This is a genomic window from Streptomyces sp. NPDC030809 (assembly GCF_055572195.1).
The window spans coordinates 136,876-162,472 of sequence record NZ_JBVIDV010000016.1 but is presented as its reverse complement, the minus strand read 5'-3'; the positions used below and the strand labels follow the sequence as shown (position 1 = coordinate 162,472).

The 25,597-nt window shown below is 72.9% G+C and carries 21 protein-coding genes; 9 read left to right on the top strand and 12 right to left on the bottom strand.

The window, feature by feature from the left end; all coding sequences use genetic code 11:
* Positions 1-2 precede the first annotated feature (2 nt).
* The 4 genes from ACZ407_RS22025 to ACZ407_RS22010 are packed head-to-tail and all read right to left on the bottom strand — an operon-like array spanning position 3 to position 4,975.
* On the bottom strand, positions 3-665 hold the full coding sequence (locus ACZ407_RS22025) for a GTP-binding protein (protein WP_468130697.1): 663 nt from the start codon (positions 663-665) through the stop codon (positions 3-5).
* Entirely contained in the window at positions 646-1,014 is a 369-nt protein-coding gene (locus ACZ407_RS22020) for a DUF742 domain-containing protein (protein ID WP_468130695.1), read from the bottom strand. Before ACZ407_RS22020 ends, ACZ407_RS22025 begins: the two co-directional genes overlap by 20 nt.
* The gene (locus ACZ407_RS22015) at positions 1,011-1,487 is read right to left on the bottom strand and encodes a roadblock/LC7 domain-containing protein (protein WP_468130693.1); all 477 of its coding nucleotides are present in this window, start codon (positions 1,485-1,487) and stop codon (positions 1,011-1,013) included. Before ACZ407_RS22015 ends, ACZ407_RS22020 begins: the two co-directional genes overlap by 4 nt.
* Entirely contained in the window at positions 1,484-4,975 is a 3,492-nt protein-coding gene (locus tag ACZ407_RS22010; RefSeq protein ID WP_468130691.1) for a sensor histidine kinase, read from the bottom strand. The genes ACZ407_RS22015 and ACZ407_RS22010 overlap by 4 nt, the downstream gene beginning before the upstream one ends.
* A 548-nt stretch (positions 4,976-5,523) precedes the next feature.
* Between ACZ407_RS22010 and ACZ407_RS22005 the strand changes: the two genes are divergently transcribed.
* Entirely contained in the window at positions 5,524-6,306 is a 783-nt protein-coding gene (locus ACZ407_RS22005; RefSeq protein ID WP_468130689.1) for a hypothetical protein, read from the top strand.
* 76 nt (positions 6,307-6,382) lie between these two features.
* Here ACZ407_RS22005 and ACZ407_RS22000 read toward each other — a convergent pair whose 3' ends face one another.
* Positions 6,383-6,838 carry a MarR family winged helix-turn-helix transcriptional regulator gene (locus ACZ407_RS22000; RefSeq protein WP_468130687.1) on the bottom strand — a complete coding sequence of 152 codons (456 nt, stop codon included), beginning with the start codon at positions 6,836-6,838 and terminating at the stop codon, positions 6,383-6,385.
* 141 nt (positions 6,839-6,979) lie between these two features.
* On the bottom strand, positions 6,980-9,385 hold the full coding sequence (gene lon / locus ACZ407_RS21995) for an endopeptidase La (protein WP_468130685.1): 2,406 nt from the start codon (positions 9,383-9,385) through the stop codon (positions 6,980-6,982).
* A 192-nt stretch (positions 9,386-9,577) separates the two neighbouring features.
* Between lon and ACZ407_RS21990 the strand changes: the two genes are divergently transcribed.
* The 4 genes from ACZ407_RS21990 to ACZ407_RS21975 all read left to right on the top strand — a co-directional run bounded on the left by ACZ407_RS21990 (position 9,578) and on the right by ACZ407_RS21975 (position 16,359).
* Positions 9,578-10,099, top strand: a complete 522-nt coding sequence (locus ACZ407_RS21990) for a hypothetical protein (RefSeq protein WP_468130683.1) — start codon at positions 9,578-9,580, stop codon at positions 10,097-10,099.
* 234 nt (positions 10,100-10,333) lie between these two features.
* The gene (locus ACZ407_RS21985; RefSeq protein ID WP_468130681.1) at positions 10,334-11,068 is read left to right on the top strand and encodes a response regulator transcription factor; all 735 of its coding nucleotides are present in this window, start codon (positions 10,334-10,336) and stop codon (positions 11,066-11,068) included.
* Positions 11,069-11,169: 101 nt separating this feature from the next.
* Positions 11,170-12,210 (top strand): HAMP domain-containing sensor histidine kinase, encoded by a 1,041-nt coding sequence (locus tag ACZ407_RS21980; protein ID WP_468130790.1) that lies wholly within the window; start codon positions 11,170-11,172, stop codon positions 12,208-12,210.
* Between the two features lie 258 nt (positions 12,211-12,468).
* Positions 12,469-16,359 carry a multifunctional oxoglutarate decarboxylase/oxoglutarate dehydrogenase thiamine pyrophosphate-binding subunit/dihydrolipoyllysine-residue succinyltransferase subunit gene (locus ACZ407_RS21975; protein WP_468130679.1) on the top strand — a complete coding sequence of 1,297 codons (3,891 nt, stop codon included), beginning with the start codon at positions 12,469-12,471 and terminating at the stop codon, positions 16,357-16,359.
* 121 nt (positions 16,360-16,480) lie between these two features.
* Here ACZ407_RS21975 and ACZ407_RS21970 read toward each other — a convergent pair whose 3' ends face one another.
* The gene (locus ACZ407_RS21970) at positions 16,481-17,650 is read right to left on the bottom strand and encodes an aKG-HExxH-type peptide beta-hydroxylase (protein ID WP_468130677.1); all 1,170 of its coding nucleotides are present in this window, start codon (positions 17,648-17,650) and stop codon (positions 16,481-16,483) included.
* Between the two features lie 322 nt (positions 17,651-17,972).
* Here ACZ407_RS21970 and ACZ407_RS21965 point away from each other — a divergent pair, with 322 nt between their 5' ends.
* Positions 17,973-18,158, top strand: coding sequence for a DUF6104 family protein (locus ACZ407_RS21965; protein WP_064729792.1), 186 nt, complete (start codon positions 17,973-17,975; stop codon positions 18,156-18,158).
* A gap of 134 nt (positions 18,159-18,292) precedes the next feature.
* Here ACZ407_RS21965 and sodN read toward each other — a convergent pair whose 3' ends face one another.
* Positions 18,293-18,688 carry a superoxide dismutase, Ni gene (gene sodN / locus ACZ407_RS21960; protein ID WP_468130675.1) on the bottom strand — a complete coding sequence of 132 codons (396 nt, stop codon included), beginning with the start codon at positions 18,686-18,688 and terminating at the stop codon, positions 18,293-18,295.
* A 151-nt stretch (positions 18,689-18,839) separates the two neighbouring features.
* Here sodN and sodX point away from each other — a divergent pair, with 151 nt between their 5' ends.
* Positions 18,840-19,256: a nickel-type superoxide dismutase maturation protease gene (gene sodX / locus ACZ407_RS21955; RefSeq protein WP_468130673.1), complete on the top strand. Its 417-nt coding sequence runs from the start codon at positions 18,840-18,842 to the stop codon at positions 19,254-19,256.
* Here the strand turns inward: sodX and ACZ407_RS21950 are convergent.
* Positions 19,160-19,789, bottom strand: a complete 630-nt coding sequence (locus tag ACZ407_RS21950) for a CGNR zinc finger domain-containing protein (protein ID WP_468130671.1) — start codon at positions 19,787-19,789, stop codon at positions 19,160-19,162. The two genes, sodX and ACZ407_RS21950, sit on opposite strands and share 97 nt — an antisense overlap.
* 81 nt (positions 19,790-19,870) lie before the next feature.
* Between ACZ407_RS21950 and ACZ407_RS21945 the strand changes: the two genes are divergently transcribed.
* Positions 19,871-20,632: a class I SAM-dependent methyltransferase gene (locus ACZ407_RS21945; protein WP_468130669.1), complete on the top strand. Its 762-nt coding sequence runs from the start codon at positions 19,871-19,873 to the stop codon at positions 20,630-20,632.
* A gap of 104 nt (positions 20,633-20,736) precedes the next feature.
* Here ACZ407_RS21945 and ACZ407_RS21940 read toward each other — a convergent pair whose 3' ends face one another.
* From ACZ407_RS21940 to ACZ407_RS21930, 3 genes are read right to left on the bottom strand one after another with little or no spacing between them, the layout of a single operon-like run.
* Positions 20,737-21,504 (bottom strand): amino acid ABC transporter ATP-binding protein, encoded by a 768-nt coding sequence (locus ACZ407_RS21940; protein ID WP_468130667.1) that lies wholly within the window; start codon positions 21,502-21,504, stop codon positions 20,737-20,739.
* Positions 21,501-22,448 (bottom strand): amino acid ABC transporter permease, encoded by a 948-nt coding sequence (locus ACZ407_RS21935; protein WP_468130665.1) that lies wholly within the window; start codon positions 22,446-22,448, stop codon positions 21,501-21,503. The genes ACZ407_RS21940 and ACZ407_RS21935 overlap by 4 nt, the downstream gene beginning before the upstream one ends.
* A 29-nt stretch (positions 22,449-22,477) precedes the next feature.
* Positions 22,478-23,431, bottom strand: coding sequence for an ABC transporter substrate-binding protein (locus ACZ407_RS21930; protein ID WP_468130663.1), 954 nt, complete (start codon positions 23,429-23,431; stop codon positions 22,478-22,480).
* Positions 23,432-23,961: 530 nt separating this feature from the next.
* Between ACZ407_RS21930 and ACZ407_RS21925 the strand changes: the two genes are divergently transcribed.
* The gene (locus ACZ407_RS21925; protein WP_468130661.1) at positions 23,962-25,164 is read left to right on the top strand and encodes an NAD(P)-dependent malic enzyme; all 1,203 of its coding nucleotides are present in this window, start codon (positions 23,962-23,964) and stop codon (positions 25,162-25,164) included.
* The last annotated feature ends 433 nt before the right edge of the window (positions 25,165-25,597 follow it).

The window sequence follows — 25,597 nt, the reverse complement described above, 5'->3', positions numbered from 1 at the left end:
GGCTATTCGGGGGTGTGGTCGAGTGCGTGACCCACGAGGGCGAGCAGCGATTCGAGCACGGTGCTCCGGCGCCGCGCGTCCATGATCACGACGGGTACGTGCGGGGGCACGGTGAGCGCCTCGCGGACGTCCTCGGGCTCGTAGGAGCGCGTTCCCTCGAAGTGGTTGACGGCGACCACGTACGGCAGTCCGCAGCTCTCGAAGTAGTCGAGGGCGGGGAAGCAGTCGGGCAGCCGGCGGGTGTCGGCCATGACGATGCCGCCGACGGCCCCGCGCACCAGGTCGTCCCACATGAACCAGAAGCGCTCCTGGCCGGGGGTGCCGTACACGTACAGGACGAGGTCGTCGTCGAGCGTGATCCGGCCGAAGTCCATGGCGACCGTGGTGGTGTTCTTCTCCGGGGTCGCGCTCAGGTCGTCGGTCGGGACGCTGGCCTCGGTCATGAGGGCCTCGGTGCGCAGCGGGGTGATCTCGGAGACGCAGCCGACGAAGGTCGACTTGCCGACGCCGAAGCCGCCCGCGACGACCACCTTGACGGCGATCGGGGCGCGGGAGCGGTCGTACTGCCAGGGCTGGACGCCCTCTTCGGCCTCCAGGAGGGCCAGGTGGCCGGGGCGGTCCGGGACGTCCTGGTCCGGGAGCGTTTCAGAGACGGCGGAGCCCACTGAGCACCCTTTCGAGCAGTGCGCGTTCGGGGCGGCCGCTGCCGTGGCCGGTGCCGTAGACGCGGATCCTTCCCTGGTCGGCCAGGTCGCTGAGGAGCACCCGGACCACGCCGAGGGGGAGTTTGAGCAGGGCTGCTATCTCGGCGACGGTGCGCATGCGGCGGCAGACCTCGACGATGGCCCGCATCTCGGGCATCCGGGCCGGGGCCTCGGGCCGGGGGTCGAGGCTGGCCACGAAGGTCTCGACGCGCAGGACGTGTCCGAAGCGGGTGCGGCCGCCCGTCAGGGAGTACGGGCGGACGCGGGCGGGGCGGCGGTCGGCTCCGCGTATCGGCAGCCGGTCGCTCACGGCGTTCTCTCCAGGGACTGGCGCAGCTCGCTGCGGACTTCGGGGGTCAGGACGTGTCCGGCACGGCCGACGAACAGGGCCATGTGGTACGCGACCACGCTCATGTCGCAGTCCGGGGTGGCGTGGACGCCGAGCAGCGAGCCGTCGCTGATGGCCATGACGAACACGTTGCCGTGCTCCATCGACACCATGGTCTGCTTGACCCCGCCGGCCTCCATGAGCTGGGCGGCGCCGCAGGTGAGGCTGCCGAGGCCGGAGACGATGGTCGCGAGGTCGGCGGAGGCGCCGCGCGGTCCTCTGGTCTCCTTCTTCGGCGCGTCGGGCTGCCCCGGGTCCGAGGACAGCAGCAGCAGCCCGTCCGAGGAGACCACGGCCACCGAGAGCAGCCCTGGCACCTCCTCGATCAGGTCGGTCAGCAGCCACTGCAGATTGCGGGCCTGCGTGCTCAGTCCGTACGTACTGGGCGCGGTCACGTGCGTGCCTCCTCGACGGTGTCCCCCTCGTCCTTCGCCCGCTCGGCGATCTCGGCGTCAGCAACCCGCCGGCCGTCGCGGGCCCCCTGGTAGAACCCCCCGAGACGGCGCCGGAGTTCCTCGGCGTCAACCCGCGGGGCCGTCTTTCGCTCGCCGGTGGGAGCGGCCTCGACCACGCGCGGGGTGCGCTTGGGCAGCCCCTTGTCGGTGAGCCGGTACGGCTCCCCGTCGGCGGCGGGCGCCTGCGGCGCGGTCTGCGGCTGCTCCGGGCGGGCCTGGCCGGCGTCCGGACCGGCGGGCGCCTGGGCCTGGGCCTGGTCGTGGGCGAACCGGTCGTCGGCGGCCTGGCCGTGGGCCTGTTCCCCGGCGGGTGCCTCGGCCTGGCGCGGCAGCGGGGCAGCGATGACCCACGCGTCGGGCTCGGCCTCGGGCGCGTGCCCGGCGGCGGCCTCCGGCTGCGCGGCCGGCTCGGGCGCGGGCACCCGGAAGACCTGTCCGGCGGGCGGCAGCGCGTCCTCGGGCTGTGCCGGCGGCGGTACGTCGAACACCTGGCGGCGCGAGACCACGGGCTCGGGCCCGGCCACCGCGGGGCCGGACTCCCGCCCGTGCTGCTGCTCGGCGGCGTGCTGCTGCGCGGGCTCGGGCTGCTGCTCCGGCGCGGAGCCGGGCTGCGGGGCCGCCGCCGCCCCGGCCGCGGCCTGGGGCGCAGCCTCGGGCTCGGGCTCGGGCTCGGGCTCGGCGAAGCCGTGTACGGGCTCCTGGGCGGGCACCCGGAAGACCTCGGCGGTCGGCGGAAGCTGCTCCGCCCCGCCGAAGGCGGGCGCGGGCGCGGAGGCCTGCGGCCCGGCCGCGTCCCCGGCGAAGCCGTGCGACTCCGCGGCGGCGGGGGACTCCTCGGCGAACCCGTGGGCCGGGTCCGCGGACCCGGCGGGACCGGTCGGGAAGGCGGCGGCAGCCGCGGCGGCCGGATGCGCGGGCTCGGCCGTCGGCTCCGGGAGCGCTTCCCCTCCGGACGCGGACGCGGTCGCGGGCGCCGACGGCTCGGCGAGGCCCTGCGCCGCTGCGGGATCCACGAAGACGGGGAACTCCGCGGTCTGCTCGGCATCGGCCGGGACGGTCCCGGAAGCGAGGCCCGCGGCCAGGTCCCCCGCCCGGTCGTCCGCCTCCGCGAAGGCCTCCGCAGCGGGGGCCTCCCCAGCAGGGGCCTCGTCCCCGAAGGCCTCCTCCGCGGACGCCTGCACCGCGAAGGCCTCCTCCGCAGGCGCCTGCGCCGCGCCCTCCGGCGCGGCCGGCTCGGCGAAGGCGTGGGCCGGGTCCGGGTCCGCGGCGGGAAACTCCGCCGGCTCCCCGGCGAAGCCGTGCGGCTCGGCCGGGGCCGGGCGGTGCCGGGGCGGGAGGGTGTTCGAGTTGGCCTCGGCCACCACGCCCGGCAGCTGCACGGAGGGGGCGTCCGGGACGCTCAGCGTGTGCTCGGGGGCCACCGGCGCGGCCGGCAGCAGGGCGGCGGGCACGACGACCAGGGCCTCGGTGCCGCCGCCGCGCCGGGCGCGCAGCTCGGCGGTGACCCCGTGCCGGGCGGCGAGCCGGCCGGCCACGTACAGGCCGAGGCCGAGGCCGTGCTCCGACTCCTCCTCGTGCTCGTACGCGTCGGGGTCGGCCAGGCGTACGTTCAGTTCGGCGAGCCGGTCCTCGGTGACGCCGATGCCCTCGTCCTGTACGGAGACCACGACCTCGCCGCCGTCCGCCGCCCAGGCGGAGACCTTCACCTTGGCTTCCGGCGGGGAGAAGGTGGTCGCGTTCTCCAGCAGCTCGGCGATCACGTGCGAGATGTCGTCGGCGGCGTGCCCGGCCACCTGCGCGAGGGCGGGCAGCACCTGGAGCTCCACCCGCTCGTAGCGCTCGATCTCGCTGACCGCGGCGCGCATGACGTCCACGAGCGGGACCGGCCCGGCGTGCCCGTGGCTGTGCTCCTGCCCGGCGAGGACCAGCAGGTTCTCGTTGTGGCGGCGCATGACCGTGGCCAGGTGGTCCACCTTGAAGAGGGTGGCCAGCCGGTCGGGGTCCTGCTCCTTCGCCTCCATCTGCTCGATGACGGCGAGCTGCCGCTCGACCAGGCCGAGGGTGCGCAGCGAGAGGGAGACCGAGGTGGTGGACAGGACCCGGCGGTACTCCTCCAGGTTGCCGCGGAGTTCCGCCAGCTCCTTGTCCAGGGCGGTCTTGGCGGCGCTCAGGGTGTCGTTGCGCTCGATCAGGCGGCGGCGGTCGTCGTCGAGGCCGGCGATGCGGGTGTGCAGGGCGGTGGACTGGGCCTCGTTGCGGGCCTGCATCGCGTTGAGGGAGCGGACGACCGCGGCGAACTCGTCGTTGCGGCCGATGAAGCGGACCGGGTCGGCGTCGCCCTCCGGGGAGGCGAGCCGCTCGGCCCCGCGCTTGAGCACGGACAGCGGGCGGGTGAGGGTGCGGGCCACGCCGGTGGAGACGCCCACGGCGATCAGCAGCAGCAGGCCGACGAGTCCGAGGAGCACCTCCAGCTCGGTGACGTCGTCGTCGCGCAGGGCCGCCAGGGCGGTGGCGCGCTCGGCGGCGAGGGTGGCCTCGACGGAGCGCATGCGGTCGATGCGCGCGGTGAGGGCGGCCGCGACCTTCTCCGCGTCGAGCTTGCGGTCGGCGCTGGTGAGGGTGGCGCGGTCGGTGAGCCGTTCGAGGTAGCCGTCGGCGGCCTTGACCTCGGGTCCGGTGACCGTCGCGGTCAGGGTCTCGCGGACGTCGGGCCGGGCGGCGCGGGTGAAGTCCTCCAGGGCGGCCTGCTCGCGGACCCGGGCGCGCTGGGCGGCGGCCGTCAGCTCGTCGCGGGCCTTGTCCTCGGGGCTCGGGCCGGGCTCCTCGTACCGCCCGGTGACCGGGTTGTAGACGGCGACGGGTTCCTCGCCCTCCGGGACGGCCAGGGCGGCGAGCAGCAGTCCGCGGGTGGCCGAGGCCTGGTCCACGGCCCGGCCCAGCGGGTCGAGGGCGCGGGCGGTGGCCAGGGCGGTGTCGGCGCGCGGCGGGGTCCGCTCGGCGAGTTCGCCGGCGGGGGCGAGGAGCTCTCCGATGACCTCGGAGTAGGCGAGGTGCGCGGCGAGGGCGCTGCCCTTGCCGCCGAGGGCGGCGGTCCGCACGGCCGGCACCCGGCCGAGGGCGCGCTGCAGGTCGGGGCCGGCGTCGGGGCGGGCCTCGGTGATCTGCTGGTCCACCCGGGCGGCGCGGTCGCGGACGGCGGCCTTGCCGGGGCCCTCGCGGCCGTCGGCGACGAAGACCACGGCCGCGTCCCGCTCGTCGGAGAGGGCGTGGGCCAGGGCGAGGGTCTGCCGGGTGTGCTCGGCGAGGGTGACCAGGCGCTGGGACTCGTTCAGCTCGGCGGAGGCGGAGACGGCTGCGGGTGCGCCCGCGCCGAGGACCGTGAGTCCGACCACCGCGACGCCGAGGACCAGCCGGGTGCGGACGCGCACCGACCGGCCGTCCGGGCGGCCTTCGGGACGGCTCTCGGCCCCGTGGCCCGCGGTGCCTCCGGAGCGTTCGGTCCTCGCCGTGCTGCTGCCGGTCCTCCGAGACCGCTTGTTCGCCACCGGTGCTCGCAATCCTGTACGTGTACTCGTCTGCTTCCCCGGGGTTTGCCCCGGGGGATTTCCCTGGCCGAGGTGACGGCCGGTCAACAAGTAAACGCCCCTGCCCCCTCGTACCGCTTCAGACCATTCCAAGTGTGTTTGGGAGACAGGCGTGCATCGCCGGCCCGGCCACTCGAACGAGTGAACATCAGGTGCGAGTTGGCGATCAACTCGGGCCGGACCCCGCCGGGGGCCGGTGGCGGACCGGCGGTTGAAACATCGCTGGGGCCTTTGGCAGTATGCGCGCCCACATCGCCGCGGAGGGCCGAATTCCCTTCCCGGCTGCGGGTTGCGCGCACCGGGAGGCCGTACCGGGGGCCCTGGTCCGTACCTGCGGCACCCTGCACGGCAATTCGCCCACCAGACCCGGACAAGCCGGGCAGACTGGGCCCATGCGCATCGAGATGGCCTCCCTCCCGGGGGATCCGCAACGCCCCAACGAGGACTGGGTGTCGGCCGCGATTCCGGCCTGCGGCCAGGGCGGAGTCCTGGTGGCACTGGACGGGGTGACTCCGCCCGCGGGCGGGGACGGCTGCACGCACGGAGTGCCCTGGTTCACGGCCCGGCTCGGCGGTCGGCTGACCGAACTGTCCGGATCGCTACGGAACATGACCCTTTCACAGGTCCTGGCGGAGGCCGTCCGCCGTACCGCCGGAGAGCACCGGGGCTCGTGTGACCTTTCTCACGTCCGCACCCCGCAGGCGACCGTGGTGCTGGCCCGCTGGGACGAGGAGGTCTTCGAGTACCTCGTGCTGTCCGACTCGGTGCTGCTGCTGCGGGGCCCGGACGGGACGGTGTCGGCCGTCCGCGACGACCGGCTGGACCGGGTCCCGCGGGAGGTGCTGCGCTCCCGCGCGGCGACGGACGCCCTGCGCAACGCGGCCGCCGCGGAGTCCGCCTTCTTCACGGCGGCCGCGGACCCGGCGGTGGCCGGGCGGGCGGTGACCGGCCGCCTGCCGCGGGCGGAGGTGACCGCGGCCGCGGCCCTCACCGACGGGGCGACCCGCTGGACGGACACCTTCCGGGAGGGCGACTGGACGGCCTGCATGGGCCTGCTGCGCAAGGAGGGCGTACGGGCCCTGCTCGACCGGGTCCGGGTGCTGGAGTCGGGGCCCGGCCCGGTGCCGCGGGGCAAGCGGCACGACGACGCCTCGGCGCTCTACGCGGAGCTGTGAGGACGGCGGGGCCTGCGGCGGGGGGCCTGCGCCCGGCGGGACCGCCGGCCCGCGCCGGTGCGGTCCCCGCCCGGTGTCAGGACTCGGCGCCCGCGTTGAGCTGGTGGAGCAGCCGGGCCAGTTCCGCGACCTCGCCGCGGTCCCAGCCGGCGAGCTTGCGCATGTACTGGACCCGCCGGGCGTCGCGCACCTTCAGGAACCGCTCCCGGCCCTCGGGGGTCAGGCCCACGAGGGAGGCCCGGCCGTCCGCCGGGTCCGGCTCCCGCGCCAGGAGGCCCAGCTCCTCCAGGGCCCGCAGCTGACGGCTCATGGTCGCCTTGCCCACCCCGAAGTACGCGGCCAGGTCGGTGGCCCGCTGCCGCCCCGCCTCCTCCAGGCGTACGAGCAGTCCGTACGCGGCGGGCTCCAGCTCGGGGTGGAGCTCCCGCGCCATCTCCCCGGACGACGCCCTGGCGCGCCGGAGGAACACGGAAAGCTCCCGCTCCAGAGCGAGGAACTCCTGCTCTCCACTGCCCTGCACGTGCGCTCCCATCGGTGGTGTCCCCGGCCTTGCGCGACCGGTCGGGGCACCAGTATTTCGCAGCGCGCCCGCCCGGGCCCCCGCAGGCGGCGGGGGCCCGGGCGGCGCGTCCGGGGGTCGTGCGGGTGCCGGACGGGAGTACCGGCGGGTAGGTCAGGCCGCGGCCGCCGCCACCGGGACCGCCGCCTCCGTCAGGGCCAGCTCCAGCACCTGGCGCACGTCGCTCACCGGGTGCACCTCCAGCTTGTCGAGCACCTCCGCCGGGACGTCGTCCAGGTCGGCCTCGTTGCGCTTGGGGATGATCACGGTGGTCATCCCCGCCCGGTGCGCGGCCAGCAGCTTCTGCTTCACCCCGCCGATCGGCAGCACCCGGCCGGTCAGCGAGACCTCGCCGGTCATCGCCACGTCGGTGCGGACCTGGCGGCCGGAGAGCAGGGAGGCCAGGGCGGTGGTCATCGTGATGCCCGCGCTCGGACCGTCCTTGGGGACCGCGCCGGCCGGGAAGTGGATGTGCACGCCCCGGTCCTTGAGGTCGGCCACCGGCAGCTCCAGCTCGGCCCCGTGCGAGCGCAGGAAGCTGAGCGCGATCTGCGCGGACTCCTTCATCACGTCGCCCAGCTGCCCGGTGAGGGTCAGCCCCGCCGCGCCCGTCTCGGGATCGGCGAGCGAGGCCTCCACGTACAGCACGTCCCCGCCGGCCCCGGTCACGGCCAGGCCGGTGGCGACCCCGGGGACGGCGGTGCGCCGCTCGGCCGGGTCCTGGGCCGACTCGGGCACGTGGTGCGGGCGCCCGATGAGCGCGCGCAGGTCCTCGGCACCGACCGTGAACGGCAGCTCCCGCTCGTCGAGTTCGTGCTGGGCGGCCACCTTGCGCAGCAGCCGGGCCAGCGCGCGCTCCAGGGTGCGCACGCCCGCCTCGCGGGTGTACTCGCCCGCCAGGCTGCGCAGCGCCTCCTCGGTCAGGGAGACCTCGTCGGCGGCCAGTCCGGCCCGCTCCAGCTGGCGCGGCAGCAGGTGGTCGCGGGCGATGACGACCTTCTCGTCCTCGGTGTAGCCGTCGAGGCGGACCAGTTCCATGCGGTCGAGCAGGGCCTCGGGGATGGCCTCCAGGACGTTGGCGGTGGCGAGGAAGACCACGTCGCTCAGGTCGAGTTCCACCTCCAGGTAGTGGTCCCGGAAGGTGTGGTTCTGGGCCGGGTCCAGCACTTCGAGGAGGGCGGCGGCCGGGTCCCCGCGGAAGTCGGAGCCCACCTTGTCGATCTCGTCGAGGAGGACCACGGGGTTCATCGAGCCGGCCTCCTTGATGGCCCGGACGATGCGGCCGGGCAGGGCGCCCACGTAGGTGCGGCGGTGGCCGCGGACCTCGGCCTCGTCCCTGACGCCGCCGAGGGCGACGCGGACGAACTTGCGGCCCATGGCGTGCGCGACGGACTCGCCGAGCGAGGTCTTGCCGACGCCGGGCGGGCCGACGAGGGCGAGCACGGCGCCCCCGCGGCGCCCGCCGACCAGGCCCATGCCGCGGTCGGAGCGGCGCTTGCGGACCGCGAGGTACTCGGTGATGCGCTCCTTGACGTCGTCGAGGCCCGCGTGTTCGGCGTCGAGGACGGCCCGGGCGCCCCGGATGTCGTACGCGTCCTCGGTCCGCTCGTTCCAGGGGAGTTCGAGCACGGTGTCCAGCCAGGTGCGGATCCAGGAGCCCTCGGGGCTCTGGTCGCTGGAGCGTTCGAGCTTGTCCACCTCCTTGAGGGCGGCCTCGCGGACCTTCTCCGGCAGGTCGGCGGCCTCCACCCGGGCGCGGTAGTCGTCGGACTCCTCGCCCTCGGGGTCGCCGTTCAGCTCGCGCAGCTCCTTGCGCACGGCCTCCAGCTGGCGGCGCAGCAGGAACTCGCGCTGCTGCTTGTCCACGCCGTCCTGGACGTCCTTGGCGATGGACTCGGCCACGTCCTCCTCGGCGAGGTGCTCGCCGAGCTGCTTGACGGCCAGCCGGAGGCGGGCCACCGGGTCGGAGGTCTCCAGCAGCTCGACCTTCTGCGCGGTGGTCAGGAAGGGCGAGTAGCCGGAGTTGTCGGCGAGGGCCGACACGCCCTCGATCTGGGCCACCCGGTCCACGACCTGCCAGGCCCCGCGCTTGCGGAGCCAGCTGGTGGCCAGCGCCTTGTACTCCTTGACCAGCTCGGCCACGGCCCCGGGCAGCGGATCGGGGACCTCCTCGGGCACGGTCTCGCCCTCCACCCACAGGGCCGCACCGGGGCCGGTGGTCCCGGCCCCGATGCGCACGCGGCCGCGGCCGCGGATGAGCGCGCCGGGGTCCCCGTCGGAGAGCCGGCCCACCTGCTCGACGGTGCCCAGCACGCCGGTCGCGGCGTACTTGCCGTCGATGCGCGGCACCAGGAGCACCTTGGGTTTGCCGCTCCCGCCGCCGGCCGCGGCCTGGGCTGCTTCGACGGCCGCGCGCACCTCCGTGTCGGAGAGGTCGAGCGGCACCACCATGCCCGGCAGCACGACCTCGTCGTCAAGCGGCAGCACGGGCAGGGTGAGCGGTACGGACGTCGAAGCCATGATCTTCCCTCCGGCAGTGAAGTTGAGCTATGCCGACTCAATGCATCTGCGCGGCCCGGTGTTCCCCAACTCCCGTTCGCCGACGGCGAACGCGCACGGACGGCTCCGTTCCGGATCCCCCGCCGGGCTGACGTACCGGCCCGCGGGCCGCATACTCGGGCTCGGCGGTCCCCGCGTTCCCGGAGGTTGGGCATGGGCAAGGTGCGTACGGCGGCGGCCGTCCTGGGCGCGGCGCTGGTCCTCGCGGCCTGCGCCCCCGGCACGGAGGCCGCGGACCCTCCGGCCGGCCCGTCCCGCTCCGCCGCGGCCCCCGCCGGCTCGCCGGCCCCGCCCGCCTCCCCCGGCGGGCCGTCTCCCACGGCCCCCGCCCCGCAGGCCACCCGCGCCGACCAGCGCCTGGTGACGGTGACCCGCAGCGGCGGCTACACCGGCCGGGAGCACAAGAGCATCCTGGTCGCGGGGGACGGCTCGTACCGGCGGCTCGACCACGGCAGGGAGACGGGCACCGGCCGGCTCACCGGGGCGCGGCTGGCGAAGCTGCGCGAGGCGCTGGCCGCCGCCGACTTCCCCCGCCTGCCGCGGGTCAGCACGGACCCGCAGTCCTACGACACCTTCACGTACGCCTTCGTGCACGCGGGCCGCGAGGTGGCCGCGCAGGAGACGGTCCTGCCCCCGGGCCTCGACGCGGTCCTGAAGGCCCTCCCCCCGTTCTAGACGCCCCCTTCCGGACGATCCGGAATGCCGGATTCAGCCCGTTGCCCACCCAAGAGGTGCCCCTTGCCCGGGCCGTCCTGACCTGGACCCACCGGGCATGGCCGGTGCTGCGGGACTCCTCTACGCTGCTCCCCATCGCGCGGATCACCGACCCGACCTCTGCACCTCCCGGCGGGCCGGTCCGGGCGACGAGGACGACGACGAGCAGCGAGTACGGCCGAACAGGGGCGGGGCATGGAACAGGCACACACCCACAGCGCGGCAGCGGCAACCCCCGGCGCCCAGCGGCGGGTCCTCGTCGTCGAGGACGACCAGACCATCGCGGAGGCCATCGCCGCCCGGCTGCGGGCCGAGGGCTTCCAGGTGGAGACGGCCGCCGACGGCCCCGCCGCCGTGGCCGCCGCCGAGGGCTGGCTGCCCGACCTGCTGGTGCTCGACGTGATGCTGCCGGGCTTCGACGGGCTGGAGGTCTGCCGGCGGGTGCAGGCGCAGCGCCCGGTGCCCGTGCTGATGCTGACGGCCCGCGACGACGAGACGGACCTGCTGGTCGGCCTCGGGGTGGGCGCGGACGACTACATGACCAAGCCGTTCTCCATGCGGGAGCTGGCCGCCCGGGTGCACGTGCTGCTGCGCCGGGTGGAGCGGGCCACGCTGGCCGCGGCCGCCCCCAAGGCGGGCACCCTGCGGCTGGGCGACCTGGAGATCGACCACGCGCAGCGCCGGGTGCGGGTGCAGACGGCGGACGTGCACCTGACGCCGACCGAGTTCGACCTGCTGGTCTGCCTGGCCGGCACCCCCCGGGCCGTGCTCTCCCGGGAGCAGCTGCTCGCCGAGGTCTGGGACTGGGCGGACGCCTCCGGGACCCGGACCGTGGACAGCCACATCAAGGCCCTGCGCCGGAAGATCGGCGCCGAGCGGATCCGTACCGTGCACGGCGTGGGATACGCGCTGGAGACCCCGGCGTCATGACCGCCGGGCCGGGACCGGTGGCGCGGCGGGGGGCGGGGCACGGGGCGGCCCGGCCGGGGGCTCCGGGGCAGCGCCCGCTGCGGCCCGGGGTGCGGCCCCGGATGCGGCCGTTCTCGATCAAGACCAAGCTCGGCACCCTGGTGGTGGTCTCGGTCTTCATCACCACGGGCCTGCTGATGGTGGCCCTGCGCACGGACACCGAGCTCCGCTTCATCACCGTCTTCTCGGTGATCGCGTCCATGCTGATCACCCAGTTCGTGGCGCACAGCATGACGGCCCCGCTGGACGAGATGACCACGGTGGCCCGCGCGATCTCGCACGGTGACTTCACCCGGCGGGTGCAGGGCGCGGACCGCCGGGACGAGCTCGGCGCCCTGGCCGCCACGATCAACGTGATGGCGGACGACCTGGAGGCGGTGGACCGGCACCGCAAGGAGCTGGTCGCGAACGTCTCGCACGAGCTGCGCACGCCCATCGCGGCGCTGCGGGCGGTGCTGGAGAACGTGGTGGACGGGGTCTCGGAGCCGGACGGCGAGACCATGCGGACCATGCTCAAGCAGACCGAGCGGCTCGGCGGGCTGGTGGAGACCCTGCTGGACCTGTCCCGCGTGGACAACGGGGTGGTGCCGCTGAACGCGCGCCGCTTCGAGGTCTGGCCGTACCTGTCGGGGGTGCTCAAGGAGGCCGGGCTGGCCGCGGCCGGACGCCCGGGGCTGGCCTCGAACACGGGCGGGCACACCCGCAAGGACGTCCACCTGCACCTGGACGTCTTCCCGCCGGACCTGACCGCGCACGCCGACGCCGAACGGCTGCACCAGGTGGTGGCCAACCTGATCGACAACGCCGTCCGGCACAGCCCGCAGCACGGCCGGGTCACCGTACGGGCCCGCCGCGGCGCCGAGCCGGAGTCCCTGGTCCTGGAGGTGCTCGACGAGGGGCCCGGGATCCCGGAGGCCGAGCGGCACCGGGTCTTCGAGCGCTTCAACCGGGGCAGCGCCAAGGGCGACGGGGGCACCGGCCTGGGCCTGGCGATCGCGCGCTGGGCGGTGGGGCTGCACGGCGGGCACATCGGAGTGGCCGAATCCCCGCGGGGCTGCCGGATTCTCGTCACCCTTCCGGGAGCCCGCAAAGTTCCAGGTTGACGTAGGGTTCGAGTCAGGAAGCGAGGATCTCGGCCACACGTGCACGGGTTCCGTCAGGGGTGCGAGCCGACAGGTCGCAACCACGGTGCCGCGTACGCAAACCACGCTTGTTTCCCGCCATTCAAACCGGCGAAACCCGCCGTTCGATGTGACTTGCGCGACGTAAGTCCCGCCCGGTCTGCATCTGACCGCCGGGGAGGCGTAGCCTTTATCCCCGCTGTCCATCACCTTGTGAAGCGGAAGAGGGCGGTTGCCGCCGTGTCGCCACAGTCCCCCAGTAACTCGAGCACCACGACCGATGCAGGTGGCGGGAAGAACCCCGCCTCAGGCTTCGGAGCCAACGAGTGGCTCGTCGACGAGATCTACCAGCAGTACCTCCAGGACCCGAATTCGGTCGACCGCGCCTGGTGGGACTTCTTCGCCGACTACAAGCCGGGCGGCCAGGCCGCAGCGGCGCAGCCGGAGAAGCCCGCCGTGACCACGGACGCCACGGCCCGGGCCACCGCGAGCGGAACCGCACAGTCTGCTCCCGTGCCCTCGGCCCCGGCTCCGGCCCCGCAGGCCCCTGACGCCGCCGCCACGGGGGCGGCCGGCGCCGCACCCGCACAGGCCTCGCCCTCTGCTCCAGCTCCTGCCTCTGCTCCTGCCACTCCCTCTGGTGCCTCTGCTGTGACTGTCACCTCCCAGACCCCGGCCGCCGCTCCGGCCGCGGTCGCCCCCCAGGCCTCCCCCGCCGCCGCTCCGAAGCCGGCTGCCGCCCCCGCGACCGAGGCCCCTGCCGGGCCCGAGTTCGTGACGCTGCGCGGCCCGGCCGCCGCGGTCGCCAAGAACATGAACGCCTCGCTGGAGGTGCCGACGGCCACGTCCGTCCGCGCCGTCCCGGTGAAGCTGCTGTTCGACAACCGCATCGTCATCAACAACCACCTCAAGCGGGCCCGCGGCGGGAAGATCTCCTTCACGCACCTCATCGGCTTCGCGATGGTGCAGGCCATCAAGGCCATGCCGTCGATGAACCACTCCTTCGCGGAGAAGGACGGCAAGCCGACCCTGGTCAAGCCGGAGCACGTGAACTTCGGCCTCGCGATCGACCTGGTCAAGCCGAACGGCGACCGCCAGCTCGTCGTCGCCGGCATCAAGAAGGCCGAGACCCTCAACTTCTTCGAGTTCTGGCAGGCGTACGAGGACATCGTCCGCCGCGCCCGCGTCGGCAAGCTGACGATGGACGACTTCACCGGCGTCACGGTCTCCCTGACCAACCCCGGCGGCCTGGGCACCGTCCACTCCGTGCCCCGCCTGATGCCCGGGCAGTCGGTCATCATGGGCGTCGGCTCCATGGACTACCCCGCCGAGTTCCAGGGCACCTCGCAGGACACCCTGAACAAGCTGGGCATCTCCAAGGTCATGACCCTGACCTCGACCTACGACCACCGGGTCATCCAGGGTGCGGCCTCCGGCGAGTTCCTGCGCATCGTCGCGAACCTCCTCCTCGGCGAGGACGGCTTCTACGACCAGGTCTTCGAGTCCCTGCGGATCCCGTACGAGCCGGTCCGCTGGCTGCGCGACATCGACGCCTCGCACGACGACGACGTCACGAAGGCCGCCCGCGTCTTCGAGCTGATCCACTCCTACCGGGTCCGCGGCCACGTCATGGCCGACACCGACCCGCTGGAGTACAAGCAGCGCAAGCACCCCGACCTCGACATCACCGAGCACGGGCTCACCCTGTGGGACCTGGAGCGCGAGTTCGCGGTCGGCGGCTTCTCCGGCAAGTCGATGATGAAGCTCCGCGACATCCTCGGCGTGCTGCGCGACTCGTACTGCCGCACCACCGGCGTCGAGTTCATGCACATCCAGGACCCGAAGCAGCGCAAGTGGATCCAGGACCGCATCGAGCGCCCGCACACCAAGCCGGAGCGCGAGGAGCAGCTGCGCATCCTGCGCCGCCTGAACGCCGCCGAGGCCTTCGAGACCTTCCTGCAGACGAAGTACGTCGGCCAGAAGCGCTTCTCCCTGGAGGGCGGCGAGTCCGTCATCCCGCTGCTCGACGCCGTCATCGACTCGGCCGCCGAGGCCCGCCTCGACGAGGTCGCCATCGGCATGGCCCACCGCGGCCGCCTGAACGTCCTGGCGAACATCGTCGGCAAGTCGTACGCGCAGATCTTCCGCGAGTTCGAGGGCAACCTCGACCCGAAGTCCATGCACGGCTCCGGCGACGTGAAGTACCACCTGGGCGCCGAGGGCACCTTCACCGGCCTCGACGGGGAGCAGATCAAGGTCTCCCTGGTCGCGAACCCCTCGCACCTGGAGGCGGTGGACCCGGTCCTGGAGGGCGTGGTCCGCGCCAAGCAGGACCTGATCAACAAGGGCGGAACGGACTTCACCGTCCTGCCCGTCGCGCTGCACGGAGACGCGGCCTTCGCCGGCCAGGGTGTCGTCGCCGAGACCCTGAACATGTCGCAGCTGCGCGGCTACCGCACCGGCGGCACCGTGCACATCGTCATCAACAACCAGGTCGGCTTCACCGCCGCGCCGACCTCCTCGCGCTCCTCCATGTACGCCACCGACGTGGCCCGCATGATCGAGGCGCCGATCTTCCACGTGAACGGCGACGACCCGGAGGCCGTGGTCCGCGTGGGCCGGCTGGCCTTCGAGTTCCGCCAGGCGTTCAACAAGGACGTCGTCATCGACCTCATCTGCTACCGCCGCCGCGGTCACAACGAGGCCGACAACCCGTCGTTCACGCAGCCGCTGATGTACGACCTGATCGACAAGAAGCGCTCGGTGCGCAAGCTCTACACCGAGTCCCTCATCGGTCGCGGCGACATCACGCTGGAAGAGGCCGAGCAGGCGCTGCAGGACTTCCAGGGCCAGCTGGAGAAGGTCTTCGCGGAGGTCCGCGAGGCCGCCGGCCAGCCCGCCGCGGCCGCGCCGGCCCCGGCCGCCCAGCCGGAGTTCCCGGTCGCCGTGAACACCGCGGTCTCCCAGGAGATCGTCAAGCGGATCGCCGAGTCCCAGGTCAACATCCCCGAGCGGATCACCGTCCACCCGCGCCTGCTGCCGCAGATCCAGCGCCGTGCGGCGATGATCGACGAGGGCACGATCGACTGGGCGATGGGCGAGACCCTGGCCTTCGGCTCGCTGCTGCTGGAGGGCACCCCGGTCCGGCTGTCCGGCCAGGACTCCCGCCGCGGCACCTTCGGCCAGCGCCACGCGGTGCTGGTGGACCGGGAGACCGGCGAGGACTACACCCCGCTGCTCTACCTGTCCGAGGACCAGGCCCGCTACAACGTCTACGACTCGCTGCTCTCCGAGTACGCGGCCATGGGCTTCGAGTACGGCTACTCGCTGGCCCGCCCGGACGCGCTCGTCCTGTGGGAGGCGCAGTTCGGCGACTTCGTCAACGGCGCGCAGACCGTCGTCGACGAGTTCATCTCCTCCGCCGAGCAGAAGTGGGGCCAGACCTCCGGCGTCACCCTGCTCCTGCCGCACGGCTACGAGGGCCAGGGCCCGGACCACTCGTCCGCCCGCCCGGAGCGCTTCCTCCAGCTGTGCGCGCAGAACAACATGACGGTGGCGATGCCGACCCTGCCGTCGAACTACTTCCACCTGCTGCGCTGGCAGGTCCACAACCCGCACCACAAGCCGCTCGTCGTCTTCACCCCGAAGTCGATGCTGCGCCTGAAGGCCGCGGCGTCGAAGGCCGAGGAGTTCACCAGCGGCTCGTTCCGCCCGGTGATCGGCGACACGACGGTGGACCCGACCGCGGTCCGCAAGGTCGTCTTCTGCGCGGGCAAGGTCTACTACGACCTGGAGGCCGAGCGGGTCAAGCGCGGGGTCACGGACACGGCGATCATCCGCATCGAGCGCCTGTACCCGCTGGCGGGTGCCGAGCTCCAGGCGGAGATCGCCAAGTACCCGAACGCCGAGAAGTACCTGTGGGCCCAGGAGGAGCCGGCGAACCAGGGTGCCTGGCCGTTCATCGCGCTCAACCTGATCGACCACCTCGATCTGGCGGTCGGTGCCGACATCCCGGCGGGCGAGCGCCTGCGCCGCATCTCGCGGCCGCACTCCTCCTCCCCGGCCGTCGGTTCCGCCAAGCGCCACCAGGCGGAGCAGGCCCAGCTGGTCGCCGAGGTCTTCGACGCGTAAGCGCAGGCCCGGCAGCACGCACGGCACACGGAAGGCCCGGTCCCCTCAGGGGGGCCGGGCCTTCCGGCCGTCCGGGCCGTGGCGTGCAGTCCGTGCCGTACGGGCCGTACCGCGCCCCGCCCTAGCCGGCGGGCGGGGTGTCCATGGACCGTTCGGCGGCGGCCATGGCCGAGACGAACTCCCTGCCCGCGGGCGTGAGTTCGGGGGCCGCGTCGAGCAGGGGGAGGGCGGCTGCGGTCCGCGTCCGGTGCCGGGCGTGGTGGGTCCAGGCGCCCCGGGCCCCGTAGAGCGCGGCGCGCTGCCAGTACCCGGCGAGGGCGAGGTCCGCGTACGCGCCGCCCAGGAGGGCTTCCAGGGGCCGCAGTTCGGACTGCCCGGGGGGCCGGTGCCGGGCGGGCCCGCCGGGCGTGTGCAGGGCGAGCAGCCGGGTCAGCGCGGCCAGCTTGCCGTACTGGACCTCCTGCACGAGGGCGGCGGCGAGGGCGGGCGGGGACTGGCCGCGCACGAGGACCGAGCCGGGGGCCGGGCGGGCGGGGCCGGCGGTGCGGATGCCCCCGGCCAGCGGGACGATGCTGCGCAGCAGCTCCGCGGTCTCCCGGGCGCGGGCGGTGTCGTACCGCTCCAGCAGGGTGAAGGCGCCCGTCCACTGGGTGTCCCAGCGCTTGTGCCCGCGGGCGGTGAGCCGGCGGGCGACCCGGGCGGCGGCGGGACCGCCGGGCACGCGGTACGGGTCGAGGTCGTCGAGCGCGGTGCGGCCGCAGGGCAGGGCGTGCAGGGGCAGGGCGGCCGGGTCCGCCGGGTCCCAGGCCCCCGTGCCGAGCGTGTACGGGCCGGAGTGGGGCGGGCGCAGGATCCCGAGGGTGGGGAGGGCCAGCCGGCCCTGTACGGGCTTCAGGACGGCCTTGAAGGCGATTTCCGCGCGCAGGGCGGCGGCCGCGGCCAGTCCCCCGAGGTGGCCGAGGTCGGGCGGCGGTCCGGCGGGGGCGCGCAGCCGGCGCAGGGTCTCCTCGGCCCAGACCCCGGTGGCCGGGTAGTGCAGGACATCCCGGACGGGCCCGGGGGCCTGCCGGCCGGCCTCGTCCAGCAGTTCCCAGGCCTCTGCCGCGGGCCCGTGCGGCGCGGCCTCGCACAGGGTCTCCCGGAGGGTTTCGAGCAGCCGGGTCCGGTCCTCCCGGCGGGCGTCGAGGAGCAGCCGGGTGCCCTCGGCGGTGGGCTCGGCGGCGGCCAGTCCGCGCAGCAGCGGGACCGGGACGGCGGGCGGCAGGGCGGGGGCCTCGGGCGGCGGGCTCACGGGGCGCCTCCGCCGGGCCGCCGCAGCGGGCGGGGCCGGTGGCCCGGGGCGCGCGGGGCGGCGGGGCCGGGCCGCGCACGCTGCCGGGGGGCGTGGGTGGGGTGCGCGGTCCGTATGCCGCCCTGGGTGCCGGCATGGCTCATCGGTGGTTCCTCCCGCTGCGGACGCTCCATCCCTGCCCTGGGACGGGGCGGCCTAACGTCGGAAAGCGGTCAACTGCGCGGCGGGCGGGTGCCGCCGGGCTTCACCCGGACGGGCGGTCCGGGCCGACTATCCTGGCGTGGACGTCCCACCCGAAATCTCACCCGGCACGGAGCCTGTTGTGTACTTCACCGATCGCGGCATCGAGGAACTGGAGAAGCGGCGCGGCGAGGAGGAGGTCACCTTCGAGTGGCTCGCCGAACAGCTCCGCACGTTCGTCGACCTGAACCCGGACTTCGAGGTGCCGGTGGAGCGGCTGGCCACGTGGCTGGCGCGGCTGGACGACGAGGACGAAGACGAAGACTGACGAAGACTGACGCAGACCGGCGCAGACCGACGCGGACCGAAGCGGACCGCGCGGGGCGGCCCCGGGGCCGTACGCACGGCGGCCCGGCCGGAGATCCCTCCGGCCGGGCCGCTGTGCGTCTGCGGGGCGCGGGCTCAGGCCTGCTTGGTCGCCCAGAAGATCTCGTCGATCTCCTTGATGAGGTCGAGGGCCTTCTGGCCGGTCGCCGGGTCGTTGGACGCCTTGGCGGCCGAGAGGGCCTTCAGGGTGTCGTTGACCAGCTGGTGCAGCTGCGGGTACTTCTCGAAGTGCGGGGCCTTGAAGTAGTCGCTCCACAGGACCGAGACGTGGTGCTTGGCCAGCTCGGCGCGCTGCTCCTTGATGACGAGCGCGCGGGCGCGGAAGTCCGCGTCCTCGTTGGCCTGGTACTTCTCCTGGACGGCCTTGACCGACTCGGCCTCGATGCGGGCCTGGGCGGGGTCGTACACGCCGCAGGGCAGGTCGCAGTGGGCGCTGACCTTCGCCGCGGGGGCGAACAGGCGGGAAAGCATGGAGTGGTCCTCCTCGTGATCGTCTTCTCAGGTGGGAGATTACTCCGTGAGAAAGCGGTTTTCGCGGCCACCCCCGGGGGCTTGGGACAAAAGTCCAGGGCCATGCTGGGACACGTGAGTGAACCTACGGACCGGAGCGGGAGGTGCCCGGGTGCTGGAACCGAGATCGTCCAGGATTCCGTACGAGGTGGTCGAGGTGACGGGGCCGTCGATGGCGCCGACCCTGCTGGACGGGGACCGGCTGCTGGTGCGCTTCGGCCGGCCGGTGCGTCCGGGGCAGATCGTGATCCTGCGCCACCCCTTCCAGCAGGACCTGCTGGTGGTCAAGCGGGCGGCCGAGCGCCGCGGGGGCGGCTGGTGGGTGCTCGGGGACAACGCGTTCGCCGGGGGTGACAGCACGGACTACGGGACGGTGCCCGAGGAGCTGGTCCTGGCCACCGCCCGGGTCCGCTTCCGGCCGCGGGGGCCGCATCAGCGCTCGCTGGCCGCCCGGCTCTCCTGGGCGCTGTCGGCGCTGCGCCCGCTGCGGGCCGACGTGTCGGCCTCCAGCCGCTTGCGGGCGCGGTAGGCGGCGACGTTGGCGCGGGTGGCGCAGCGGTCGGAGCAGTAGCGCCGGGAGCGGTTGGTGGAGGTGTCGAGGTAGGCGTTGCGGCAGGGGGCGGCCTGGCACAGGCCCAGCCGGTCGGCGCCGTACTCCGTGAGGTGGAAGGCCAGTCCCATGGAGGCGATGGCGGCGTAGCCGGCGGTGGCGTTGGAGGGGTGGTCGGCGAGGTGCATGTGCCAGCGCGGCCGGCCTTCCTCGTCGAGGTAGTCGTGCCCGGAGATCTGCGGGCTGACGGGGAACTCCAGCAGCAGCGAGTTCAGCAGGTCCACCGCGAGGGTGTGGTCCCCGCCGTCCGCCGCCTCGAAGACCGCGCGCAGCCGGGCGCGCACCCCGCGGAAGCGGGTGAGGTCCGCGTCGGTGGCCCGGCGGGCCATCTGCGAGGCGGCGCCGAACAGGGCGCGGACTGCCTCCACGGAGGTGAGGGAGTCCTTGTTGCGGGCCGGCTCCTCGGTGTTGACCAGGCGCACGGCATAGTCCGAGTAATAGGCCAGTTCCACTTGTAGTCCTTACGGCAGCGGTCTAGGGTTCCAGTAACGGCTGATACGGCTTCGAGGGTATTACGTACTGAGGAGTTCCAGATGACCGATCAGAAGACCGGTACCGACTGGCGGGCCTGGCAGGAGAGCTGGGACCGCCAGCAGGAGTGGTACATGCCCGACCGCGAGGAGCGGTTCCGGGTGATGCTGGACATGGTCGAGGCGCTGGCGGGCCCCGCGCCCCGGGTCCTGGACCTCGCGTGCGGTACGGGAAGTATCACGGACCGCGTCCTCGCGCGGTTCCCGGATGCGGTCAGCACGGGCGTGGATCTGGACCCCGCCCTGTTGACCATCGCCGAGGGCACCTTCGCGGGCGACCCCCGGGTCTCCTTCGTCACCGCGGACCTCAAGGACCCGGACTGGACCTCGCTGCTGCCGTACGACGCGTACGACGCGGTGCTCACCGCCACCGCCCTGCACTGGCTGCACAGCCCGGAGCTGGAGGTCCTCTACGGGCAGCTCGCCCCGCTGGTCCGGGACGGCGGCGTGTTCATGAACGCCGACCACATGCCCGACCCGGCCACCCCCCGGATCAACGCGGCCGAGCGCGCCCACCGGCACGCCGGCATGGACCGGGCGCGCGCGGCGGGCGCCCTCGACTGGGCGGACTGGTGGGCCCTGTGCGCGGCCGACCCGGTGCTCGCGGAGCCGACGAAGCGCCGCTTCGAGATCTACGGGGAGCACGCCGACGGGGACACCCCCTCGGACGCCTGGCACGCCGAGGCCCTGCGCGGGGCGGGGTTCGCGGAGGCCCGCACGGTCTGGCGCTCCCCCTCGGACGCCCTCGTCCTGGCCCTGAAGTAGCCCGGGAGGGCCTCCTCGGCCCCGCAGAACGCCGCAGGGGCGGTACGGATGTCCGTACCGCCCCTGCGGCGTTCTCCCGGGCCCGCGCGGGACTCCGGGACCGGCTACAGGACCTTCGACAGGAAGGCCTTGGTGCGGTCGTGCTGCGGGTTGCCCAGCACGTCGCGCGGGTGGCCGGACTCGACCACCACACCGCCGTCCATGAAGACCAGGTTGTCGCCGACCTCGCGGGCGAAGCCCATCTCGTGGGTCACGACGATCATGGTCATGCCGGACTCGGCCAGGTCGCGCATGACGTCGAGGACGTCGCCGACCAGCTCCGGGTCCAGGGCCGAGGTGGGCTCGTCGAAGAGCATCAGCTTCGGTTCCATGGCCAGCGCGCGGGCGATCGCCACGCGCTGCTGCTGCCCGCCGGAGAGCATGGACGGGTAGTTGTTGCCCTTCTCGCCCAGGCCGACGCGGTCGAGCAGCCGGATGGCGCGCTCGCGCGCCACCGCCTTGGACTCGCCCTTCACCATGACCGGGGCTTCCATGACGTTCTCTATGGCCGTCATGTGGGGGAACAGGTTGAAGCGCTGGAAGACCATGCCGATGTCCCGGCGCTGGGCCGCGACCTCGCTGTCCTTCAGCTCGTAGAGCTTGTCGCCCTTCTGGCGGTAGCCGACGAGGTCGCCGTCGACGTACAGCTTGCCCGCGTTGATCCGCTCCAGGTGGTTGATGCAGCGGAGGAACGTGGACTTGCCGGAGCCGGACGGGCCGACCAGGCAGAACACCTCGCGCGGGGCGACTTCCAGGTCGATGCCCCGGAGGATGTGCGCGGCGCCGTAGGACTTGTGGACGGCCTCGGCCTTGACCATGGGCTGGGCGGTCATCCCGACACCTCCGAGCGCTTGAACATGTTCAGGTTGGCGCGCAGGCGCTGCCAGGGGGTGGGCGGCAGCGTGCGGGTCGCACCGCGGGCGTAGTGCCGCTCCAGGTAGTACTGGCCGACGCTGAACACGCTGGTCAGCGCGAGGTACCAGATGGAGGCCACGAACAGCATCTCCATGATGGCACCGGCCGTGTTGCCGATGTTCGACGAGGCGCGGAGGAGCTCGGTGTACTGCACGGCCGAGACCAGGGAGGAGGTCTTGAGCATGTTGATGAACTCGTTGCCGGTCGGCGGCACGATCACGCGCATGGCCTGCGGCAGGACCACCCGGCGCATGGTCTGCACCTGGGTCATGCCGAGGGCGTGCGAGGCCTCGGTCTGGCCCTCGTCGACCGACTGGATGCCCGCGCGGACGATCTCCGACATATAGGCGCCCTCGTTGAGGCCGAGGCCCAGCAGGGCCACCACCCAGGGCTCCATGACCTCGACGGTCTCGTTCTTGTAGATCGGCCCGAGGTCGATGTACTTGAAGATCAGCGCGAGGTTGAACCACAGCAGCAGCTGCACGTAGACCGGGGTGCCCCGGAAGAACCAGACGTACAGCCAGGCCACGCCGCTCGTCACGGGGTTCTTCGACAGCCGCATGACCGCGAAGAGGATGCCGAGCACCAGGCCGATGGCCATGGAGCCGACGCTGATGGTGACCGTGTTCCACAGGCCGCTCAGGACCGAGGAGTCGAAGAGCTTGTCGCCGACCGTCGCCCAGATGACGTTGCCCTGGGAGAAGGCGTAGACCAGCCAGCCGAGGGCGGCGACGACGATGACGCCGCTGATCCACCGGCCGTAGTGGCGCACGGGAATGGCCTTGATCGCCTCGTACGGAGTACCCGAGGCGCCGGGCCCGGCCGGAGAGCCGGCCGGACCCTTGTCGATCTTGTCAGTCACAATGACTGCCCTTCAGTGGTGCGCGTGGTTCAGGAGCCGGCGTTGACGGTCGCCTTGTCCACGGCGCTGTCCTTGACGTTCCACTTCTCCAGGACCTTGGCGTAGGTGCCGTCCTTGATGATGGCGTCGAGTGCGTCCTTGACGGCGTCGCGGAGCCCGGTGTTGTCCTTGCTCACGCCGATGCCGAAGAGGCCGACGTCGCTCTGCGCGCCGGTCAGCTCGAAGTCGTTGCCGCCGCCCGAGGTCTTCGCCGTGTAGGCGGCGACCGGGTAGTCGTTCATGGCCGCGACGGCGCCGCCGGCCTTCAGGCGGGTCTGCGCCTCGGAGTCGGTGTCGAAGGCCTGGATGGTGAGCTTCTTGTCACCGCACTTCTTGGCCTGGGCCTTGAAGGTGTCCTCGTAGATGGTGCCGCGCTGGACGGCCACCGACTTGCCGCAGAGGTCGTCGAGGGACTTGATCCCCTCGGGGTTGCCCTTCTTGACGATCAGGGACAGGCCGGAGCTGAAGTAGTCGACGAAGTCGATGCCCTTGCCGATCTTCTTGCCGGAGTCGTCCAGACCCTCCTGGCGCTTCTTGTTGTCCGTGATGGACGACATGATGAGGTCCTGGCGGCCGGTGTAGATCGAGGTGATCAGGCCGTCGAAGTTGCCCGAGGTGAACTCGACCTTGACGCCGAGCTGCTTGCCGATGGCCTCGGCGATGTCGGGGTCGATGCCGACGATCTTGCCGTTCTCGGTGAACTCCATCGGCGCGTAGGCGGCGTCGGTGCCGACCTTGATGACGCCCGAGTCCTGGTACTTCTTGGGCAGCTTCGAGAACAGCGGGGCGTTGGTGGACTTGGCCGAGGGGGACGAGCCGCCGTCCTGCTTGTCGGTCTGGTCGCCGCAGCCGGTCAGAACGAGGGCGCCGGCGACCGCGATGGCGCCGACCGCGGCGATCCGGGACCGGGCGGCGGTCGTACGACGAGTGGTGCTAGCGGTCATGAGCTGGTCCTCCGGCAGGGATGCAGAAGCGGGCCGAAAACGGTCGGGCACGCACCTTCGAGTGTCGCGACCTCGTGTGATTCCGCATCTTGCCATTCGGACTGCATGAATCGGACGGCCAGTGAGGTCAAAATCGGATAACGGGCACCCCGGGATGTCCAACGTCCCTGCGGACAAGGGTGATCCCCGCCGGAATTCCTGCCGTGAAGGGTGCCTCGGGCGCCAATTTTTCCGGCGTGTCTCGACGTCTGGACAGAGTTCCGAGGACTTTTAGGTGAAACCGGACAACCGGCTTAAAGTCACAGGGGAAACGACTCGTCTGGGCGAGTGTTCTTCGGGTAGAACAGATCCTTACACCCCTCATCCGGGGCTCAGGGCGCGTGTGCGGCGCGCCCGCGCGTACGTACCTCCCACTCCGAGGGAGGCGGGGCAACCGCCATGCCGAAGCCGGAGCTCGCACGCGGTGCCCGCCCACCCCTCAACCAGGAGTGGCCAACCCTCAACGATTAAGACTTAAGGGGTCAAACAAAGTGGCAGCGGAGATCGTCAATCCTCGCAGCGACAGCGTCACGGACAACAATCCCGATGCGGCCTTCGCGCTGCACCGGGGCGGCAAGATGGCCGTGCAGGCCACCGTGCCCGTCCGCGACAAGGACGACCTGTCCCTCGCTTACACGCCCGGCGTGGCGAAGGTGTGCAGCGCCATCGCCGAGCAGCCCGACCTGGTCCACGACTACACCTGGAAGTCGAACGTGGTCGCCGTCGTCACCGACGGTACGGCCGTGCTCGGTCTCGGTGACATCGGGCCGGAGGCCTCCCTCCCCGTGATGGAGGGCAAGGCCATCCTCTTCAAGCAGTTCGGCGGTGTGGACGCCGTCCCGATCGCCCTCGCCACCAAGGACACCGACGAGATCGTCGAGACCGTGGTGCGCCTCGCTCCGTCCTTCGGTGGAGTGAACCTGGAGGACATCTCGGCGCCCCGCTGCTTCGAGATCGAGCGGCGGCTCCAGGAAGCCCTGGACATCCCGATCTTCCACGACGACCAGCACGGCACGGCGATCGTGACCCTGGCCGCCCTGCGGAACGCCGCGAAGCTCACCGGGCGCACGCTCGGCGACCTGCGCGCCGTGATCTCCGGTGCGGGCGCGGCGGGCATCGCCATCGCCAAGATCCTGGTCGACGCGGGCATCGGCGACGTGTGCGTCACCGACCGCAAGGGCGTCGTCTCCAGCGACCGTACGGACCTCACCGACGTGAAGCAGGAGATCGCGGGCCTCACCAACAAGACCGGGCTCTCGGGCAGCCTGGAGCAGGCGCTGGCCGGCGCGGACGTGTTCATCGGCGTCTCCGGCGGCACCGTGCCGGAGGAGGCGGTGGCCACCATGGCGAAGGACTCCTTCGTCTTCGCCATGGCCAACCCGAACCCGGAGGTCCACCCGGACGTCGCGCACAAGTACGCGGCCGTCGTGGCCACGGGCCGCAGCGACTTCCCGAACCAGATCAACAACGTCCTGGCGTTCCCCGGCATCTTCGCCGGTGCGCTCAAGGTCCGGGCCTCCCGGATCACCGAGGGCATGAAGATCGCCGCGGCCGACGCGATCGCGGGTGTGGTGGGCGACGAGCTCGCGGCGGACTACGTGATCCCGTCGCCGTTCGACGAGCGCGTCGCGGAAGCGGTCACGGCGGCCGTCGCGGCCGCCGCGCGTGCGGAGGGCGTCGCCCGGCGCCCCTGACCCGGTCCCGGCGCGTGCGGCGCCCCCGGCCAAACGGGCCGTGCCCCTCCCCAGCGAGGGCCACGGCCCGTTCCCGTCCCTCCCGCCGGCACCCGGGGCGCACGTCTCGGCAGAGCCCGGCACATTCCAGCCCCGCCGGCGTTTGAGGCGCGGGTCCGGGCAGAGCCCGGTGCCCGGCCGATACCCGGCTGTCCAGCCGTGACGTGGCCAACTCCGGCCCCACGGGCGCTTGAGGCGCGGGCACTTCCAGCCCCGCGGGCGCTTGAGGCGCGGGCACTTCCAGCCCCGCCGACGTTTGAGGCGCGGGTCCGGGCAGAGCCCGGTGCCCGGCGCCAGCCGGGTTGCCTTGGGCCCTGCCCCAGACCCCGCTCCTCAAGCGCCGGAGGGGCTGGAGTTGCCCCGGCTCGTGGGCTGCCGCGGGCCGTCGTCCCGG